Below are 16,181 nucleotides of genomic sequence, written 5' to 3'. Positions count from 1 at the left end.
CCGAGTCACCGAACGTTCATACGGTTGGCATGTCCGGGCCGATGCGGCTGCGCACGGCTGTCTGGACTTCGGCCTCCTCGGCCGGATCCGCGGCGAGCCTGCGGAGCCGCTCGACGACGCGTGTGTCCCCGGTCTCGGCGTGCCGTGCGGCGACCTCGCGGGTGGACTCCTCGCAGTCCCAGAGGCACTCGACGGCGAATCCCGCGGCGAAGGAGGGATCGGTTGCGGCCAGGGCGCGGGCGGCGCGGCCACGGAGATGGGACGATGCGGTCTCGCGGTAGATATGGCGCAGTACCGGCGCGGCACAGGCGATTCCCAGCCGTCCCGCACCGTCGACGAGGGTCCACAGGGTCGGCGCGTCGGGACCCTCGCCCCGGACCCCCTCGCGCAGCGCGGCGAGCACCAGGTCGCTGTCCTGGGCGCCGCCGCGGCAGGCGAGCATGCGCCCGGCGGCCGCACCCAGGGCGTCCGGCCGGCGGGCCCAGCCGCGCGCCCGGTCGACGGCGGCCATACTGCGCATCCGTTCGAAGGCGTCCACGGCCGCGTCGACGACGAGCGCGGACCCGGAGGCCACGGCGGCCTCGATCAGATCGAGGGCCTCGGCGTCGTTGCTGTCGGCGAGGTAGCGCAGGGCGGTACACCGGGCCCCGTCCTCGCCGAAACGGGCGGCCTCGACGATCTCCGGCCGGTCCTCGGGTCCGGCGACGGCGGTGAGGCAGCGGGCGGCGGGCACATGGAGCACGGCACCGCGTTCGATGCCCTGCTGGGCCCAGTCGAAGACCGCCCGCACGCTCCACCCCGGCCGGGGACCCTGTGACCGCATCTGCCGCTGCCAGCGGTCGAAACAGCCCGCCTCCTGGGCGGCACGCACACGCGTGGCGATGGACGGGCGCGAGTCGTCGGCCCACAGCCGCCAGGGCCGTGGCTCGAAGGCGTCCCGGACGGCGACCGCGAGTTCGGCCTCGCCCTCGGCATCGGCCGGGAACCGGGCCAGGACGGGAGCGGCGAGGGCCCGCAGCCCCGCGTCGTCGTCGCGCAGCGCGAGTTCGTCCAGGGCCCAGGCCCAGTTCGAGCCCGAGGCCGCGTACCTGCGCAGCAGTTCCAGCGCATCGCGCCTGCCGTACGACGCGAGGTGCCCGAGGACCGCGAGGGTGAGTCCCGTGCGGCACTCGTCGGTGTCGAGGACGTCCTCGGCGCTGAAGAGGTGTGCCTCGATGTCGTCCAGCTCGCCGTGCAGATCGAGGTAGAGCCGGGCGTAGTAGAGGGAGCGGTTCTCCACCTGCCAGTCGTGGCGGGGATCGCGCAGCACGCAGTGGTTGAGCGCCGCGAGCGCTTCGGCCCGCGGTGCGGTGAGCGCGTGCAACGTACCGTCGCCGCGGCCCCTCTGGAGGAGGCCGAGCAGGGTACCGCTGGGCGCTATGACCGGTTCGAACATGGGAAACAGCCTCACATCAAGCGTCGACGCAACCGGGGGACACGCACTACCTGGTCGCGTGACAACACGTCGGGGCGCCCGCCGTCGCTTGCTTGTTGTAGACCATCTTCCTCTGCCTCTCGTCGGTGGCCCATGCGGACCGCATCACGGTCCGCGCGGTGCGGCAACACCTGCCCAGCCATCGCGTCCGTGAATCACGACGTCATGATGACTCGGCGTCTCGCGCTGCCGCGACCTTATTTCGGGCGGCCCCGTACCGCCTCCCCCGTTTTCGTTGTCTTTGCTGGTCAGAGCATACGGATCAGGGCTCGCCGAACAGTTCGAGCAAGTCGCTCCTGCCGAACATCCGGGCGGTTTCGACGGCCGACGGCGTGCCCGCGGACGGGTCGGCGCCGCCGTCCAGCAGGACCCTGATGACCTCCGGCTCGCCCTTGAAGACCGCCCCGGCGAGCGGGGTCTGGCCCCGGTCGTTGACCCGGTCGGCCTCGGCGCCGCGCTCCAGCAGGGCCCGGACGGCGTCCGCGTGTCCGTGGTAGGCGGCGAGCATCACGAGCGAGTCACCGCGGTCATTGGTGAGGTTCGCCGGAACGCCCGCGTCGACGTACGCCACGAGCGCCTCGGTCTCGCCTCGGCGCGCCAGATCGAAGATCTTGGTCGCGAGCTCCACGACCTCGGGGTCGGGGGCGTCACTCATCGGACGGACCGCCTCTCACTACGACTGCTGGGGACTGCGGGGAGCGCACGACGGCGAGCGGGGCGGTCGTACACGCCGCGCACGGCGGCGAGCGGTGCCGCCGTACGGGTGAATCGCCAGCGTACTGGCTTCGGCGGCACATGGCGGGCGCCGCACCCGGCAAAGATCACGACAGTGCCCGGTGAGCGCAACGGACCGGCCCGAAGTGCGCAGGACAGCGCCGCCATCCGGGGGAAATCGATGCAATTTCACCCAGTTGCAGCTTTTATCCTATGGATACATTCTGTGAGCCTGGAAGGACTCATGGTGACTGTCCCCGTGAACCAGGAGAGAGCAATGATCCTCAACATCTCTGGCGTTGTGCTGCTCGGCAGCGTCGTCTTCCTGTTCTGCCGCAACCACGGCCTGAAGGGTTCCCACGCCACGGTCTGCGGGCTCTTCGGCTTCTACCTCTCGAGCACAGCCGTGGCCCCGAGCATCAAGGCCGGGGGCGCGAGCCTCGCGAGCCTGCTGGGCGGGCTCAATTTCTGACCCCGCCCACCTTCCGCACGCACCCCAGGAGCAACACGTGGCCCGGCGCCCCCTCCCCCGCATTCTCACCAACGGCAGCGCGCAGATCACCCGCGGCCGGGAGCTCGCCCGAACGGCCGCCGGCGGCGCCACCGATGTCCTCCACCCGCTGATCACCATCTCGCGCGGTCTGCGCCGGCTGGCCGTGGCCGGACGGCGCAAGTGGACGGAGACACCGAAGGACCGACGGGGACCGCTCCTCTTCCTGGCCGCATCGGTGATCCTGGTCGTGGCCCTGATGCCCTACGGGCCCCTGCTGGCCGGCATCACCCTCATGGCGGCGGCGGGATGGCAGGGCCGCGAGCGCGGATCGGCGCAGCCGAAGGGCCCGAGCGACGCCCAGACCCAGCGTCTGCAGTCGCTCTACGAGGCGCTCGTGCCGTACTTCTCGGTGGCCGAGGACCCGGCTCCGATGTACGCGCCCGGCGGGGACTGGACCCGGACGCTGTCCTCGTTCGAGTTCGACGGGACCGGCCGCATCTCGCGCCTCCTCATCCGCTACCCCGCCTACTTCACGGACGGCGAGGCCGAATCGCGTGCACGGATCGAGCAGCTCGTGCACGCGAAGTCGGGGCGCGGCCGCGAGTACCACTTCCAGTGGGACGAGGAGGCCAACGAACTGACCGTGACCGTGCTGCCGCCCCTGCCCACCGACATCGCCGCACAGCGCTTCGTGACCGCACCCGGCGAGACGGTGCTCGGGTTCACCGACCCCACCGGCGTCCAGCGCACGCTCCCCCTCACCCAGGGCGAGGAGCAGCGCGACGTCCCTCCGGTGGTGTGGCGCACGGGACCCCGCTCCACCGAGCCGCATCTGCTCATCGCCGGCGGGCCCGGCAGCGGTACGACGACGCTGGTGCGCTCGATCGCCCTCCAGGCACTGCAGTACGGGGACGTGCTGATCGTCGAGGGCGCGGGCACCGGCGAGTACGCGTGCCTGACGGGCCGGGACGGTGTGCTCGCCGTCGAGTCCGGCCTCGCGGGCGCGGTGGCGAGCCTGGAGTGGGCGACCCACGAGACGGAACGGCGCCTGATCGCGGCGAACCGGTCCCGGCAGGCCGGGCACCCGCCGCCCGACGACATCAAGCGCCCTCTTTGGATCCTGCTGGACCGGTCGAGCGTGCTGGGGCACCTCGCGGCGGCGGACGGGGGCAGGGATCCGCTCGCGCTGCTCCAGGTGCCCCTGCGGCACGGCCGCGCCGCGAACGTCACGGTCGTGCTCGCCGAGCAGTTGGACGGCCTCGACGGTCTGTCCGACGCCGTGCTCCGGCACACCCGCGCCCGTGTGGTGCTGGGCTGCGCGACCTCCGGCGAACTCGAGGCGGTGCTGGGCGTGCCGCCGCACACCACGCCCACCAGGGACGTTCCGCCGGGCCGCGGCTACGCCCGCCTGGGCACCGGCCCGGTCCACCGCCTCCAGGTGCCGGCCACCCCGGACCCGTACGACGACGCCACCAGCGAACGCCACCGGCAGGCGGTGCTCGGGCTGCTGCCGCGGCGGAACAGCCCGGCGGTGGAAGCGGTGCCGGCGGAGGGTTGAACCGGCGGCGGGACCCGCCTCCCCGTACGACCGCGCCTCCGTACGCGCGGGTGCGGCTCAGGCGACGAAGGTGCGCGGCGCCTCGGACGGTCCCGGCACGCCCGTCTCCACCAGGTGCGCCGCGGCGGCGAGGCGCACCGCCGCCTCCTCCGCGACGGCGCCGCCCACCGTGAACGGCAGCCGCACATACCCCTCGAACGCGCCGTCCACGCCGAAGCGCGGCCCCGACGGCACCCTGACGCCGACCCGCTCGCCGGCCTCGGCGAGCCGGGACCCCGACAGACCACCGGTGCGCACCCACAGGGTCAGACCGCCCCGCGGCACCGAGAACTCCCAGGAGGGCAGTTGTGCACGCACCGCGGCGACCAGGGCGTCCCGGTTCTCCCGGGCCTGCTTTCGCCGCAGTTCCACCGCCTGCTCCCAGCCGCCCGTGCTGAGCAGCCAGTTCACGGCCAGTTGTTCCAGCACCGGTGTGCCCAGGTCGGCATAGGCGCGGGCGGCCACCAGGCTGCGGATCACATCGGGGGCGGCACGCACCCAGCCGATGCGCATGCCCGCCCAGAAGGCCTTGCTCGCCGAGCCGACAGTGATCACGGAGGAGCCCGCCGGGTCGAAGGCGCTCACCGGACGCGGCATCTCCAGATCGTCCTCCAGGTACAGCTCGCTCATCGTCTCGTCGACGACCAGGACGGTCCCGGCGGAGCGGGCCGCCTCCACCAGGCGGCGGCGCTGGTCCTCGTCGGCCAGCGCGCCCGTCGGGTTGTGGAAGTCCGCGACGACGTAGGCGAGCCGGGGCGCGGCCTCGCGCAGGACCTGGCGCCAGCGGTCCAGGTCCCAGCCGCCGAGACCTTCGCTCATCGCCACGGGGACCAGGCGGGCGCCTGCCTCCCGCATCAGCTGGAGGATGTTGGCGTACGACGGCGACTCGACGGCGATGCGCTCGCCGCGGCCGGCGAAGAGGTGGCAGATCGCGTCCATGGCGCCCATGGCGCCCGTGGTCACCATGATCTGCTCCGGCATGGTCGCAATGCCGCGCCGGGTGTAGCGCTCGGCGATCATGGAGCGCAGCGCGGGCAGACCCGCCGGGTAGTCGCCGTGGGTGTGCGCGTACGGCGGCAGCTCCTCAAGCGCCCCCTGCACCGCGCGGGTGAGCCACGGCTCGGGTGCGGACAGGGCCGCGCAGCCGAGGTCGATCACCGAGCCCAGTGCCTCGGGCGGCAGCGGTTCGAGGCCGCGTGCCGGCAGCGGGTTGCCCGCGGGCACGGCGGTCCAGCTGCCGGCCCCGCGGCGGGACTCCAGGAAACCCTCGGTCCGCATCGCCTCGTACGCGGCGGCGACCGTCGTACGGCTCACGGACAGGGCGAGTGCCAGTTCCCGCTCGGCGGGCAGCCGGGCGGCGACGGGCACGCGGCCCTCCAGCACCAGGAGCCGGATGCCGTCGGCGAGCGCGCGATAGGCGGGCGGGCGACGGGTGCCCGGGCCCGCGGGACGGTCCTGCTGGGAGTTGAGCAGTCGGGCGAGCTGCGCCGCACCCACCGCCGAGGTCCACTGCGCCATGACGTCCAGTCCACCTTCCCTGAATTGGCCATGGTTGGCTTGTCTTTCCAAGCCACAGAGTGTCATGCATCAGGCCACTGCCACCACAGGGGGGTTCGTTTTGTTCACTGGCATGTCCACGAAGATCCGACTCGGGCGGCGGCTGGTCCAGTTGTACGCGGGCCTCGCGCTCTACGGCGCGAGTTCCGCTCTCCTCCTCGAGGCGGGCCTCGGCCTCGAACCCTGGAACGTCCTGCACCAGGGACTGTCGAAGCTGACGGGGCTCAGCATGGGCGTGGTGCTGACGATCGTGGGCGCCGCCGTCCTGCTGCTGTGGATCCCGCTGCGCCAGCGCCCCGGCCTCGGCACCGTCTCCAACGTCCTCGTGATCGGCTTCGCCATGGACGCCACCCTGGCCGTGCTCCCCGACGTGCACGCCCTGGCCGTACGGGTTCCCCTTCTTCTGGCGGGCATCGTCCTCAACGGCGCGGCGACCGGCCTCTACATCGCGGCGGACTTCGGACCGGGTCCGCGCGACGGCCTGATGACCGGTTTGCACCGGCGCACCGGCCGCTCGATCCGGCTGATCCGCACGGCGGTCGAGGTCGCCGTCGTCGTGACCGGGTTCGCCCTCGGAGGCACCGTCGGCGTCGGGACCGTGCTGTACGCACTGACCATCGGCCCGCTCGCCCAGCTCTTCCTGCGCATGTTCGCCGTCCCCGCGGCATCGGCGCGCAGCGCGGTCGTTGCCACCGGGCAACCGGAGGGAGCGATACTGCAGCGGTGACGACCCTGATACGCCACCCCTACCTCGACCACCCCGGCCCCATCCCCTTCGCCCACCGGGGCGGGGCCGCGGACGGTCTGGAGAACACCCGGGCCCAGTTCCGGCGCGCCGTCGAGGCGGGCTACCGCTACATCGAGACGGATGTGCACGCCACGGCCGACGGGAAGCTGGTGGCGTTCCACGACGCGACGCTCGACCGGGTGACGGACGGGGCCGGACGGATCGCGGACCTGCCCTGGCAGGACGTGCGGCAGGCGCGCGTGGCGGGCAGCGAGCCGGTGCCCCTCTTCGAGGACCTGCTCGAGGAGTTCCCCGATGTGCGCTGGAACGTCGACATCAAGGCGGAGCCCGCCCTGCGGCCCCTGCTCGACCTGATCGAGCGCACCGACTGCTGGGACCGGATCTGCGTCGGCTCGTTCTCGGAGTCGCGCGTCGTGCGCGCCCAGCGCCTCGCGGGTCCGCGCCTTGCGACCTCGTACGGCACCCGGGGCGTGCTGGGTCTGCGGCTGCGCTCCTGGGGCATACCGGCGGGGCTGCGCCGCTCGGCGATAGCCGCCCAGGTCCCGGAGTCCCAGTCGGGCATCCCCGTGGTGGACCGCCGCTTCGTGCGCGCCGCTCATGCGCGGGGGCTCCAGGTGCACGTGTGGACGATCAACGAACCCGATCGTATGCACCGGCTCCTGGACCTCGGAGTGGATGGCATCATGACCGATCACATCGACACGCTGCGCAGGGTCCTCGAGGACCGGGGCACCTGGGCCTGAACGCCCCGCGCACGATCACGTTCCACGGGGAAGCGAGGGCACGGGTGGGCACCGACACCCTGCGGGCAGTGGCGGCGGACGACCCCGCCGAGCGGCGGCGCGAACAGCGCGGGTGGTACTTCTACGACTGGGCGTGCTCCGTCTACTCGACGAGCGTGCTGACCGTGTTCCTCGGCCCCTATCTCACCTCGGTGGCCAAATCGGCGGCGGACCCGGACGGTTACGTCCATCCGCTGGGCGTGCCGGTCCGCGCGGGATCCTTCTTCGCGTACTCGGTCTCCGCCTCCGTCGTCGTCGCGATCCTCGTCATGCCGCTCGCCGGAGCGGCCGCCGACCGCAGCGGACGCAAGAAGCCGCTGCTCGGTCTCTGCGCGTACCTGGGTGCCGCGGCCACCACGGGGATGTTCTTCCTGGACGGGCAGCGCTATCTGCTCGGCGGCCTCCTGCTGATCGTCGCGAACGCTTCGGTGGCCGTCTCGATGGTGGTCTACAACTCCTATCTCCCGCAGATCGCACCGCCCGAGGAGCGCGACGCGGTCTCCTCACGCGGCTGGGCCTTCGGTTACGCCGCCGGCTCCCTGGTCCTGGTCGCGAACCTGGTCCTGTTCACGGCCCATGACTCCTTCGGCGTCTCGGAGTCCACCGCGGTCCGTATCTGCCTGGCCTCGGCGGGCATCTGGTGGGGCGCCTTCACACTGGTACCGCTGCGGCGGCTGCGGGACCGCCGTACGGCGGACCCGGCGCCCTCGGTGCACGGCTGGCGGCAGCTGGCGGCGACGGTCCGCGACATGCGCGGCAAACCGCTCACCCTCGCCTTCCTGGTGGCCTACCTCATCTACAACGACGGCATCCAGACCGTCATCTCCCAGGCGTCGGTGTACGGCTCCGAGGAACTGGGCCTGGGCCAGTCGACCCTGATCGCGGCCGTGCTGCTGGTGCAGGTGCTGGCAGTGGGCGGCGCCCTGGGGATGGGGCGGCTGGCCCGGAAGTACGGGGCCAAGCGCACCGTCCTCGCTTCGCTCGTCGCCTGGACCGTGACGCTCGGCGCGGGCTACTTCCTGCCCGCCGGCGCACCGGTCTGGTTCTTCGTCCTGGCGGCCTGCATCGGAATGGTCCTCGGCGGCAGCCAGGCCCTGTCGCGCTCGCTCTTCTCCCATCTGGTGCCGCCCGGCAGGGAGGCCGAGTACTTCTCGGCGTACGAGATGAGTGACCGCGGCATGAGCTGGCTCGGACCGCTGCTGTTCGGGCTCACCTACCAGCTGACCGGAAGCTATCGGGACGCGATCATCTCGCTGGTGGTGTTCTTCCTCATCGGATTCGTCCTGCTGGCCCGGGTCCCGGTGCGGCAGGCGGTGCGCGACGCGGGAAATCCGGTGCCCGAGAGGATTTAGCACCTGACGGCAAAGGGCGGTAGTGTACGCGTTTGGCCTGCAAGGCGTACCGTTACTGCGCGTCAAAGGAGACGAGCCGCTGGGTGACATCTGCTGGCAGATGTGACAAACCGGGCGCTGGTGGGTACAACAAGGGGCGGCTACGACGGCGACGCATGGCCCGGAACGGGAATCTTTACCGCCGACCGGACGTTGACCGGATGACGACGACAGCGACACCTGTCCTGTGGGCGACAAGCCCGGGAGGCACGATTCATGAGTGAGCGAGCTCTTCGCGGCACGCGCCTCGTGGTGACCAGCTACGAGACGGACCGCGGCATCGACTTGGCTCCGCGCCAGGCCGTGGAGTACGCATGCGAGAAGGGGCACCGCTTCGAGATGCCCTTCTCGGTCGAGGCGGAGATCCCGCCGGAGTGGGAGTGCAAGGTCTGCGGGGCCCCGGCACTCCTGGTGGACGGTGACGGCCCGGAAGAGAAAAAGGCCAAGCCGGCGCGTACGCACTGGGACATGCTGATGGAGCGACGCACCCGCGAGGAGCTCGAAGAGGTCCTCGAGGAGCGCCTGGCCGTTCTCCGCTCCGGCGCGATGAACATTGCCGTCCATCCGAGGGACAGCCGCAAGTCCGCGTAGTCCCATCAGGGGCCCTGGCGGGACACCACGCATGCGATGCGCCAGTGGGCGCCGCACGTCGATACGACGTGCGGCGCCCACTGGCGCATCGTGTGTGCGGGCCGCGGCCTCAGCGGTTCAGAGGCGGACGCGGCTCCTGGGGCGCCGATGACGGCTCGTCCCTGATGACCTCACCCTGAACGACCTTTCCGTCGGGACGGTGAATACGAGCCTGCTGGAAGGCGTCACCGAAACTGCCGGGCGCCGCCTCACGCAGCCTGCGGTCGATGCTGCGTTCCGCCGTACGGCTCACCGCCTTCTGGACCGGCGGAACAAGAAGCAGCAGCCCCAGCACATCGGAGATCAGGCCCGGCAGCATCAGCAGCAGACCGCCGAGCATCATCAGCCCGTTGCCGCCACCGCCCTTGGGCTCCTCGCCCGACTGCCGTGCCTGGAGCGTCTCACCGAGAGCGCGGAACGCCCGGCGTCCGGCCCGCTTGATCACCACGGCGCCGAGCACGAGGCCGGCCACCAGCAGCAGGAACACCGTGAACCCGCCGGCCGCGCCCGCCACCAGCGTGAGCAGCCAGATCTCCAGCACCAGCCACGCGGCGACACCCAGCGGCAGAAACGTGCGCAGCCGGGAACGCCGTGGCCGGGAGGCGGGGTGAGGGGAAGCGGGGGCACCAGTCGTCATGGTCCCAGTGTGCCGAAAGCGGGCTCAATGCGGGATAAGGGGGGTGATCAGCGGCGTTCGCCCGTAAGCCGGCCGGCTTACGGGCGACGACGGACGCCGCGCCGGATGGACGTACGGCCCGACAGGGAGCCGGGCCGCGGCTAGGCGGACTTGCCGCGGCCGCTCAGCTTGGCGACGCGGTCGGCCACGCCCCACGCCGTGACCCGCCACAGCGCCTCGACGAGGATGTCGCGGCTCATCTTGGAGTCGCCGAGCTCACGCTCGACGAAGGTGATCGGCACCTCGACGACGTGGTAGCCCGCCTTGACGGCGCGCCGGGCCAGGTCGACCTGGAAGCAGTACCCCTGCGAGGCCACCTCGTCCAGCCCGAGCCCTTCGAGGGTCTCGCGGCGGAAGGCACGGTAACCACCGGTGATGTCGCGCAGCGGCAGGTCCAGCGCGAGACGCGAGTAGAGACTGCCCCCGCGGGAGATGAACTCCCGGCTCTTGGGCCAGTTCACCACCCGGCCGCCCGGCACCCAGCGCGAGCCGAGCACCAGGTCGGCCCCCTTGAGCGCGGTCAGCAGGCGCGGCAGCTCCTCCGGCTGGTGGGAGCCGTCGGCGTCCATCTCGATCAGTACGCCGTAGCCGTGCTCCATGCCCCAGCGGAAGCCGGCCAGGTACGCGGCGCCCAGGCCTTCCTTGCCCTTGCGGTGCAGCACCTGGACATGGTCGTCCTCGACGGCCAACTCGTCCGCGAGCTTGCCCGTGCCGTCGGGGCTGTTGTCGTCGGCCACGAGGACATGCGCCTCAGGCACGGCCGACCGCACCCGGCCGACGATCGCCTTGATGTTCTCCGCCTCGTTGTAGGTCGGAATGATCACCAGGGCGGTGCCGAGCGGGCCGAACTGCCTCCCCTGGGCTCCTGCCGCGAGGGTCCCGTCGCCGTCGTTCACTGCTGCCCCTTCATGTCCGTTCGCAGGGCACCACCATAGTGGCTCCGGCCTGGGCCGACGGGACAGCTTGCACCCAAGGGGGTGTCGATTGCGCAAGAGTCGGGTAAGAGCGGCCGCTGCTGTGTCCGCGGGTCCCGCGGGTCCCGGTCCCGGACGGAAACCCCCGCGCCACGGGCGCAGCCCCGGTGTGCGCCCCCGCACAGCAGCGCCGCGGATCGGGGCCCGGCGCCCTTCGGGCCGACCTGGCACCCGCTGGCTGCGGGTCGACCGAAAGCCGTTGTCTACTGAACGCCCGGGCCCCACCCGGATCACACCATGCCGACCGACCGGAACGTTGCCCTCGCCGTGGCGCGGGCGCTGAGCCTGGCTCCCAGTGGTGGTGCGCCGGTGCGGCACACCATCCCTGACCCAGCGGCGCTCCGGCGACTGCGCGGAGGTTCTCCGGTCGGACGTCCGGTGGTGGACCCGGCCGAACCTACCGGCCCCCTGCGCCTCGCTGTCAACAGCCGTTTGACCTGCGATTATTTCAGCAATGACCTGGTCAGAGCGGAGGATGCGCAGGTCGCGCCGCAGAACCGCGGTGCCCGATCGGCACCGCGCCACCCCGGGAGATCACTCGCCCGGGCGCACGAACACCGTCCGGCCGCCCACCACCGTGCGCAGGCACAGCGGCAGTTCGGTGCCCGGGCTCAGATCGGGCAGGCCGGGGGTACCGGAGCGGGGGTCCGTGGACCAGCGGGCGACCCGGTCGTCGGGGGCCTGGACGATCAGCTCGTCCGTGCGCCACACCGCGTAGTCCGCCGGGGCGCCGGGAACCAGCACCCCGGCGTCGTCCCGTCCGACGGCCCGCCAGCCGCCGCGCGTGTGCGCGGTGAACGCGGCGCGCACGGAGACCCGGTGCTCGGGCGTGCGGTGGAAGGCGGCTGCGCGCACCGTGCCCCACGGGTCCAGCGGGGTGACGGGGCTGTCGGAGCCGAAGGCGAGCGGCACGCCCGCACGCAGCAGTGCCGCGAAGGGATTCAGGGTGCGGGCCCGCTCGGCACCGAGCCGCTGGGCGTACATGCCGTCGGCACCGCCCCACAGCGCGTCGAAGGCCGGCTGGACGGAGGCGGTCAGGCCCAGTTCGGCGAACGCGGCGACGGTCTCGGGGGTGAGCATCTCGGCATGCTCGATCCGGTGGCGGGCGGCCCGGACGCGGGCGAGCCCCACCTTCTCGGCTGCGGCGCGCACGCCCTCGACCACGGCGACGACGGCGGCGTCACCGATGGCGTGGAAGCCCGCCTGGAGCCCGGCCTCGGTGCACGCGACGACGTGGGCGGCGACGGCCGCGGCGTCCAGGTACGCGGCGCCCGTGTGGGCGGCGTCCGTGTACGGCTCGTGCAGGCATGCGGTGTGCGAGCCGATGGAGCCGTCCACGAACAGGTCGCCGGCGGCGCCCACGGCACCCAGCCGGCGGGCCTTGTCCACGTCCTGTTCGGCCCAGTAGCCGACCACCCGGGGCCCGGGCTCCGCCGCGGCGAGCCGCAGCAGCCCGGCGAAGTCGTCCTCGGAGGAGATCTCCGGTCCGGCGCACTCGTGGACCGAGCCGATACCGAGGGAGGCGGCGTGCGCGAGCGCGGCCCGCTGCGCCGCGGTGCGCTGGTCCGGGGTGACCGCCGCGTAGGCGGCGGCGCGTACGGCGTGGTGGGCGTCCCGGGTGAGCGGTTCCCCTTCGGCGAAACCGGCCTTGTCGCGGACGCCCGGCGCCAGATCCAGCAGGGCCGTGGTGACGACGGCCGAATGGACGTCGATCCGGGTGAGGTAGAGGGGACGGCCACCGGTGGCCTCGTCCAGTTCGTCCCGGCGGGGTGCCCGGCGCTCGGGCCAGCGGGCGGCGTCCCAGCCGTGGCCGAGGAGGACGCGGTCCTCCGGCCGGGCCGCGGCGAAGTCACGGACAAGCGCGAGGGCGGCCGGCAGGGAGGGCGCAGCGGACAGGTCGAGCCCGGTGAGCGCGAGACCCGTGGCAGTGGTGTGCACATGCGCGTCCGTGAACGCCGGGGTGACGAGCGCGCCGTCCAGGTCGACGACCTCGTCCACGCCCTCCGCGAAGGCGTCCGCGGCCCCTTCGGAGCCGACCCAGGCGACCTGCCCGCGTTCGACGACCATGGCGGTCGCGAAGGGGTCGGCTGGGCTGTGGACTTCTCCTCGGCGCAACAGGACGGTCTGCTGCGGGGCGGTGCGCTCGTTCATGGGGAACAGTCTCGCGCCTCGCCCCGGCCGCCCCGCAGGCAGGTGGGTCAGACGCGGGGCGGTCGTGCCTCGTACGGGGTGGACAGCACGACCGTGGTGCGCGTGGACACGCCTGCGAGCGACCTGAGGCGCGCCAGCAGTTCCTCGAGTTCGTGGGGCGTGGCCACACGGACCTTGAGGATGTAGTTCTCGTCGCCGGCGACGCTGTGGCAGGCCTCGATCTCGGGGACACCGGCGAGTCGCTCGGCGATGTCGTCGGGGGCGCTGGGATCGAACGGTTTCACCGAGATGAAGGCGGTCATGGGCAACCCGATCGCCTCCGGGTCGACAACCGCGGCGTACCCGCGGATGACACCGCGCTGCTCCAGCCGGCGCACCCGCTGGTGCACGGCCGAGGTGGACAGGCCCGTGGCCTTGCCCAGGTCGGTGTAGCTCATCCGCCCGTCCTTGACGAGCAGCTGCACGATCTGTCGGTCCAGCTCCTCCATGGCGCTAGAACCTACAGTGCGCCCGATCCCGCGGGCACCTCAGCGGTGCAGGTCATGGCCGGTTCGTGATGTTGCCGGCACCGGCAGCCGGGTATGTCCCGAGGGCTTCGCCTCCCGGGCCCGGCACCCTCCGGCGGCATGTGACGAACGCCACAGTGTGCGAACAGGCTTCGTGATGTCTTCGTGATTACCGCCGTGACCGGACGGGAAGTGCTTGCTGTGGTCGAGGCCACAGCGCCGTACCGGCCCAGTCCGAGGGGGAGAATCCCATGCACAGTCTGAAGCGCCCTGGTCGTACCGCGTCCAAGCGCCAGCAGCCGGTCGTCGAGCCCGAGCCGGAGGGTGTCGAATCCGGCGACGACGAGTTCGACGCGTACGACACCTTCGAGATGTACCGGGTCTTCTGCCCGGACTGCGCGCAGCCCATCGCGCTTCTGGCGGACGAGGAGTTCCTCCCCGAGCACGCGCTGTGCGCCTCGCCCTGGAACCCGTTCGGTCTGACGGTCTGCCGCGGCACGGGCCGCGCGGCGTCCGACGCCCGCCCCGCGGACGAGTCCACGACGCCCCAGGAGCAGGACACCGCACTGCTGCTGACCCTCCCCCAGGGGCTGGACTGGCGCACGCAGCCGTTCTCCCACGTCGGCGGCCCGGGCTCGCGCCCGATGCAGATGCCCGTGCTGCGGGGCCAGGCGGCCTGACCGGCCCGCGCCACCCGTTCGCGGCCGCCCGGGACCGCTCGTCCTCCCTGCACGACGTCACGCACGCGTGGTGCAGGACCAGGCCGTACGGACCGCAGGCTCCCCGGCGCGCACGGGACGGCGTCCGGCGGCCGCCGGACGCGTCGCCTGCAGGGATGTGCCACGGCACACCACCCGGTGACATCGCGCCGACCCCCGTACGGGACACCGGGGAACTCACGCTCGATTCCCCGGCCGGTGACCTGTGCACGGGGCCCGGCGTTTGCCTGGTATGACTCCGACGCATTCGGCGGCCGGGCGTCTGCGACGGGTGTTCGTTCCGGCACCCGTGGGAGCGCCTCCGCCACCGCAGCCCCCGGACCCGCCCATCTACCGTGCGCTGATGCGGACCTGGGCCGACGGAGGCCGGACGCTCCCGGGGCGCCACGACCCGGAGTGGGTGCGGCTCGCGGCGCCTCCCGGCGGCCCCGGCCGGCCGATGGCGGGGCAGGAGTCGTTCAGTGCGACTCGGGACCAGCGAGGTGACGGGCGATGACCATGCGCTGGATCTGATTCGTGCCCTCGACGATCTGCAGCGCCTTGGCCTCGCGCATGTACCGCTCGGCCGGGAAGTCGGCCGTGTAGCCGTACCCGCCGAGCACCTGGACGGCGTCGGTGGTGACCTTCATCGCGGTGTCGGTGCAGTGCAGCTTGGCCATGGCGGCCTGCTTGGCGAACGGCCGGCCCGCGTCGCGCAGTCGCGCCGCCGCCAGATACAGCGCCCGGCCGGCCTCGATCTGCGTCGCCATGTCGGCGAGCATGAAGCGCAGCCCTTCGAAGTCCGAGATCGGACGCCCGAACTGACGCCGCCCCGAGGCGTACGCGAGCGCCTCGTCGAGGGCTGACTGGGCCAGTCCGACGGCGCAGGCGGCGATGCCGAGCCGCCCGGAGTCGAGCGCCGCCAGAGCGATGGCGAAGCCCTGCCCCTGCTCGCCGATGCGGCGGGCGTCGGGTACCCGTACGCCGTCGAAGTGGACCTGCGCCGTGGGTGAGCCCTTCATGCCCATCTTCCGCTCGGGCAGCGCAGCGCTCAGGCCCGCGGCGTCGCCGGGGACCAGGAAGGCGGTGATCCCCCTGGGGCCCTCCTCGCCGGTGCGCGCCATCACGGTGTAGAAGTCGGCGATCCCGCCGTGGGTGATCCACGACTTCGTGCCCGTGATCTGCCAGTCGCCCCCCTGCTCGTCCCGGGCCGCTCTGGTGCGCAGGGAGGCAGCGTCCGATCCGGACGTCGCCTCGGAGAGGCAGTAGGCGCCGAGCAGACCGCCGCCGAGCATGGCGGGCAGGTGCTCGACCTGCTGCTGCTTGGTGCCGAAGTGGGCGACGGCATGGCAGGACAGGGTGTGCACACTGACCCCGAGACCGACCGTCAGGCGGGCCGCTGCGAGCTCCTCGAGGACCTGGAGGTACACCTCGTACGGCTGGTCACCGCCGCCGTACTCGGAGTCGTAGGGCAGGCCCAGCAGCCCGGATTCGGAGAGCAGCCGGAACACCTCGCGCGGGAAGTGTCCCGCGTCCTCCTCCTCGGCCGCCTTCGGGGCGATCTCGTGCTGTGCGATGTCGCGGACGAGCGAGATCAGATCCCGGGCCTCGTCCGTGGGCAATGGGCGATCCACCGGCTGCGGGGCGCGGTCGGGCATGGCGACGCTCTCCTCCCTGTCGGGCGCTTCGGCGGGAGGTGCGCCGTGGGTGTGGCGACTCCGCCGGGTCTCACTGGGCCTCGCCGATGCTCGCCGCTCCGGGTCTCGGCAGCTGCTGACCAGCGGCTGTGG

General features: G+C 72.3%; 16 protein-coding genes. 8 read left to right on the top strand and 8 right to left on the bottom strand.

Annotated features, from left to right (window positions below):
- Positions 1-16: 16 nt before the first annotated feature.
- Both ACSHXN_RS33385 and ACSHXN_RS33380 read right to left on the bottom strand, forming a co-directional pair.
- Positions 17-1,435: a HEAT repeat domain-containing protein gene (locus ACSHXN_RS33385; protein WP_355140350.1), complete on the bottom strand. Its 1,419-nt coding sequence runs from the start codon at positions 1,433-1,435 to the stop codon at positions 17-19.
- A gap of 301 nt (positions 1,436-1,736) precedes the next feature.
- Positions 1,737-2,129 carry an ankyrin repeat domain-containing protein gene (locus ACSHXN_RS33380; protein WP_355140351.1) on the bottom strand — a complete coding sequence of 131 codons (393 nt, stop codon included), beginning with the start codon at positions 2,127-2,129 and terminating at the stop codon, positions 1,737-1,739.
- A gap of 336 nt (positions 2,130-2,465) precedes the next feature.
- Here ACSHXN_RS33380 and ACSHXN_RS33375 point away from each other — a divergent pair, with 336 nt between their 5' ends.
- Positions 2,466-2,660: a hypothetical protein gene (locus tag ACSHXN_RS33375; RefSeq protein ID WP_059125484.1), complete on the top strand. Its 195-nt coding sequence runs from the start codon at positions 2,466-2,468 to the stop codon at positions 2,658-2,660.
- A gap of 37 nt (positions 2,661-2,697) precedes the next feature.
- On the top strand, positions 2,698-4,239 hold the full coding sequence (locus tag ACSHXN_RS33370) for a hypothetical protein (protein ID WP_355140352.1): 1,542 nt from the start codon (positions 2,698-2,700) through the stop codon (positions 4,237-4,239).
- Between the two features lie 57 nt (positions 4,240-4,296).
- On the opposite strand, the gene ACSHXN_RS33365 is transcribed toward ACSHXN_RS33370, so the two are convergent.
- Complete coding sequence (locus ACSHXN_RS33365; protein WP_438304763.1) at positions 4,297-5,796, bottom strand: PLP-dependent aminotransferase family protein; 1,500 nt, start codon at positions 5,794-5,796, stop codon at positions 4,297-4,299.
- 112 nt (positions 5,797-5,908) lie between these two features.
- Here ACSHXN_RS33365 and ACSHXN_RS33360 point away from each other — a divergent pair, with 112 nt between their 5' ends.
- From ACSHXN_RS33360 to ACSHXN_RS33345, 4 genes are all read left to right on the top strand, one after another.
- Entirely contained in the window at positions 5,909-6,562 is a 654-nt protein-coding gene (locus ACSHXN_RS33360; protein WP_355140354.1) for a YczE/YyaS/YitT family protein, read from the top strand.
- On the top strand, positions 6,559-7,326 hold the full coding sequence (locus ACSHXN_RS33355; RefSeq protein WP_355140355.1) for a glycerophosphodiester phosphodiesterase: 768 nt from the start codon (positions 6,559-6,561) through the stop codon (positions 7,324-7,326). Before ACSHXN_RS33360 ends, ACSHXN_RS33355 begins: the two co-directional genes overlap by 4 nt.
- Before the next feature lie 44 nt (positions 7,327-7,370).
- A complete protein-coding gene (locus tag ACSHXN_RS33350; protein ID WP_383354659.1) occupies positions 7,371-8,717 on the top strand; it encodes an MFS transporter in 1,347 nt (448 codons plus the stop codon).
- Positions 8,718-8,972: 255 nt separating this feature from the next.
- Positions 8,973-9,347: an RNA polymerase-binding protein RbpA gene (locus ACSHXN_RS33345; protein ID WP_009187548.1), complete on the top strand. Its 375-nt coding sequence runs from the start codon at positions 8,973-8,975 to the stop codon at positions 9,345-9,347.
- Positions 9,348-9,456: 109 nt separating this feature from the next.
- Here the strand turns inward: ACSHXN_RS33345 and fxsA are convergent, their stop codons facing one another.
- From fxsA to ACSHXN_RS33325, 4 genes are all read right to left on the bottom strand, one after another.
- Positions 9,457-10,023, bottom strand: a complete 567-nt coding sequence (gene fxsA, locus ACSHXN_RS33340) for an FxsA family membrane protein (protein WP_355138038.1) — start codon at positions 10,021-10,023, stop codon at positions 9,457-9,459.
- A gap of 140 nt (positions 10,024-10,163) precedes the next feature.
- The gene (locus ACSHXN_RS33335; RefSeq protein WP_356114938.1) at positions 10,164-10,958 is read right to left on the bottom strand and encodes a polyprenol monophosphomannose synthase; all 795 of its coding nucleotides are present in this window, start codon (positions 10,956-10,958) and stop codon (positions 10,164-10,166) included.
- 612 nt (positions 10,959-11,570) lie between these two features.
- Positions 11,571-13,187, bottom strand: coding sequence for an amidohydrolase (locus tag ACSHXN_RS33330; RefSeq protein WP_355138042.1), 1,617 nt, complete (start codon positions 13,185-13,187; stop codon positions 11,571-11,573).
- Between the two features lie 47 nt (positions 13,188-13,234).
- Positions 13,235-13,675, bottom strand: coding sequence for an Lrp/AsnC family transcriptional regulator (locus ACSHXN_RS33325; RefSeq protein ID WP_355138044.1), 441 nt, complete (start codon positions 13,673-13,675; stop codon positions 13,235-13,237).
- Between the two features lie 269 nt (positions 13,676-13,944).
- Between ACSHXN_RS33325 and ACSHXN_RS33320 the strand changes: the two genes are divergently transcribed.
- Positions 13,945-14,373, top strand: a complete 429-nt coding sequence (locus tag ACSHXN_RS33320; RefSeq protein WP_355138046.1) for a hypothetical protein — start codon at positions 13,945-13,947, stop codon at positions 14,371-14,373.
- Between the two features lie 271 nt (positions 14,374-14,644).
- Positions 14,645-14,908, top strand: coding sequence for a hypothetical protein (locus ACSHXN_RS33315; protein ID WP_383354653.1), 264 nt, complete (start codon positions 14,645-14,647; stop codon positions 14,906-14,908).
- On the opposite strand, the gene ACSHXN_RS33310 is transcribed toward ACSHXN_RS33315, so the two are convergent.
- Positions 14,871-16,049: an acyl-CoA dehydrogenase family protein gene (locus ACSHXN_RS33310; protein ID WP_355138048.1), complete on the bottom strand. Its 1,179-nt coding sequence runs from the start codon at positions 16,047-16,049 to the stop codon at positions 14,871-14,873. The genes ACSHXN_RS33315 and ACSHXN_RS33310 overlap by 38 nt on opposite strands.
- Positions 16,050-16,181: the final 132 nt, after the last annotated feature.

The sequence above is a fragment of the Streptomyces sp. HUAS TT11 genome, from assembly GCF_051553595.1.
GTDB lineage: Bacteria > Actinomycetota > Actinomycetes > Streptomycetales > Streptomycetaceae > Streptomyces.
Note: the sequence above shows the minus strand (reverse complement) of the source record. Positions and strands in the feature narration are given on the sequence as shown.

Excerpts from the sequence above, each read along its gene's own strand:
- ACSHXN_RS33385 (WP_355140350.1), bottom strand. The coding sequence starts at position 1,435 with ATGTTCGAACCGGTCATAGCGCCCAGCGGTACCCTGCTCGGCCTCCTC.
- ACSHXN_RS33380 (WP_355140351.1), bottom strand. The coding sequence starts at position 2,129 with ATGAGTGACGCCCCCGACCCCGAGGTCGTGGAGCTCGCGACCAAGATC.
- ACSHXN_RS33375 (WP_059125484.1), top strand. The coding sequence starts at position 2,466 with ATGATCCTCAACATCTCTGGCGTTGTGCTGCTCGGCAGCGTCGTCTTC.
- ACSHXN_RS33365 (WP_438304763.1), bottom strand. The coding sequence starts at position 5,796 with ATGGCGCAGTGGACCTCGGCGGTGGGTGCGGCGCAGCTCGCCCGACTG.
- ACSHXN_RS33360 (WP_355140354.1), top strand. The coding sequence starts at position 5,909 with ATGTCCACGAAGATCCGACTCGGGCGGCGGCTGGTCCAGTTGTACGCG.
- ACSHXN_RS33345 (WP_009187548.1), top strand. The coding sequence starts at position 8,973 with ATGAGTGAGCGAGCTCTTCGCGGCACGCGCCTCGTGGTGACCAGCTAC.
- fxsA (WP_355138038.1), bottom strand. The coding sequence starts at position 10,023 with ATGACGACTGGTGCCCCCGCTTCCCCTCACCCCGCCTCCCGGCCACGG.
- ACSHXN_RS33330 (WP_355138042.1), bottom strand. The coding sequence starts at position 13,187 with ATGAACGAGCGCACCGCCCCGCAGCAGACCGTCCTGTTGCGCCGAGGA.
- ACSHXN_RS33325 (WP_355138044.1), bottom strand. The coding sequence starts at position 13,675 with ATGGAGGAGCTGGACCGACAGATCGTGCAGCTGCTCGTCAAGGACGGG.
- ACSHXN_RS33320 (WP_355138046.1), top strand. The coding sequence starts at position 13,945 with ATGCACAGTCTGAAGCGCCCTGGTCGTACCGCGTCCAAGCGCCAGCAG.
- ACSHXN_RS33315 (WP_383354653.1), top strand. The coding sequence starts at position 14,645 with ATGACTCCGACGCATTCGGCGGCCGGGCGTCTGCGACGGGTGTTCGTT.
- ACSHXN_RS33310 (WP_355138048.1), bottom strand. The coding sequence starts at position 16,049 with ATGCCCGACCGCGCCCCGCAGCCGGTGGATCGCCCATTGCCCACGGAC.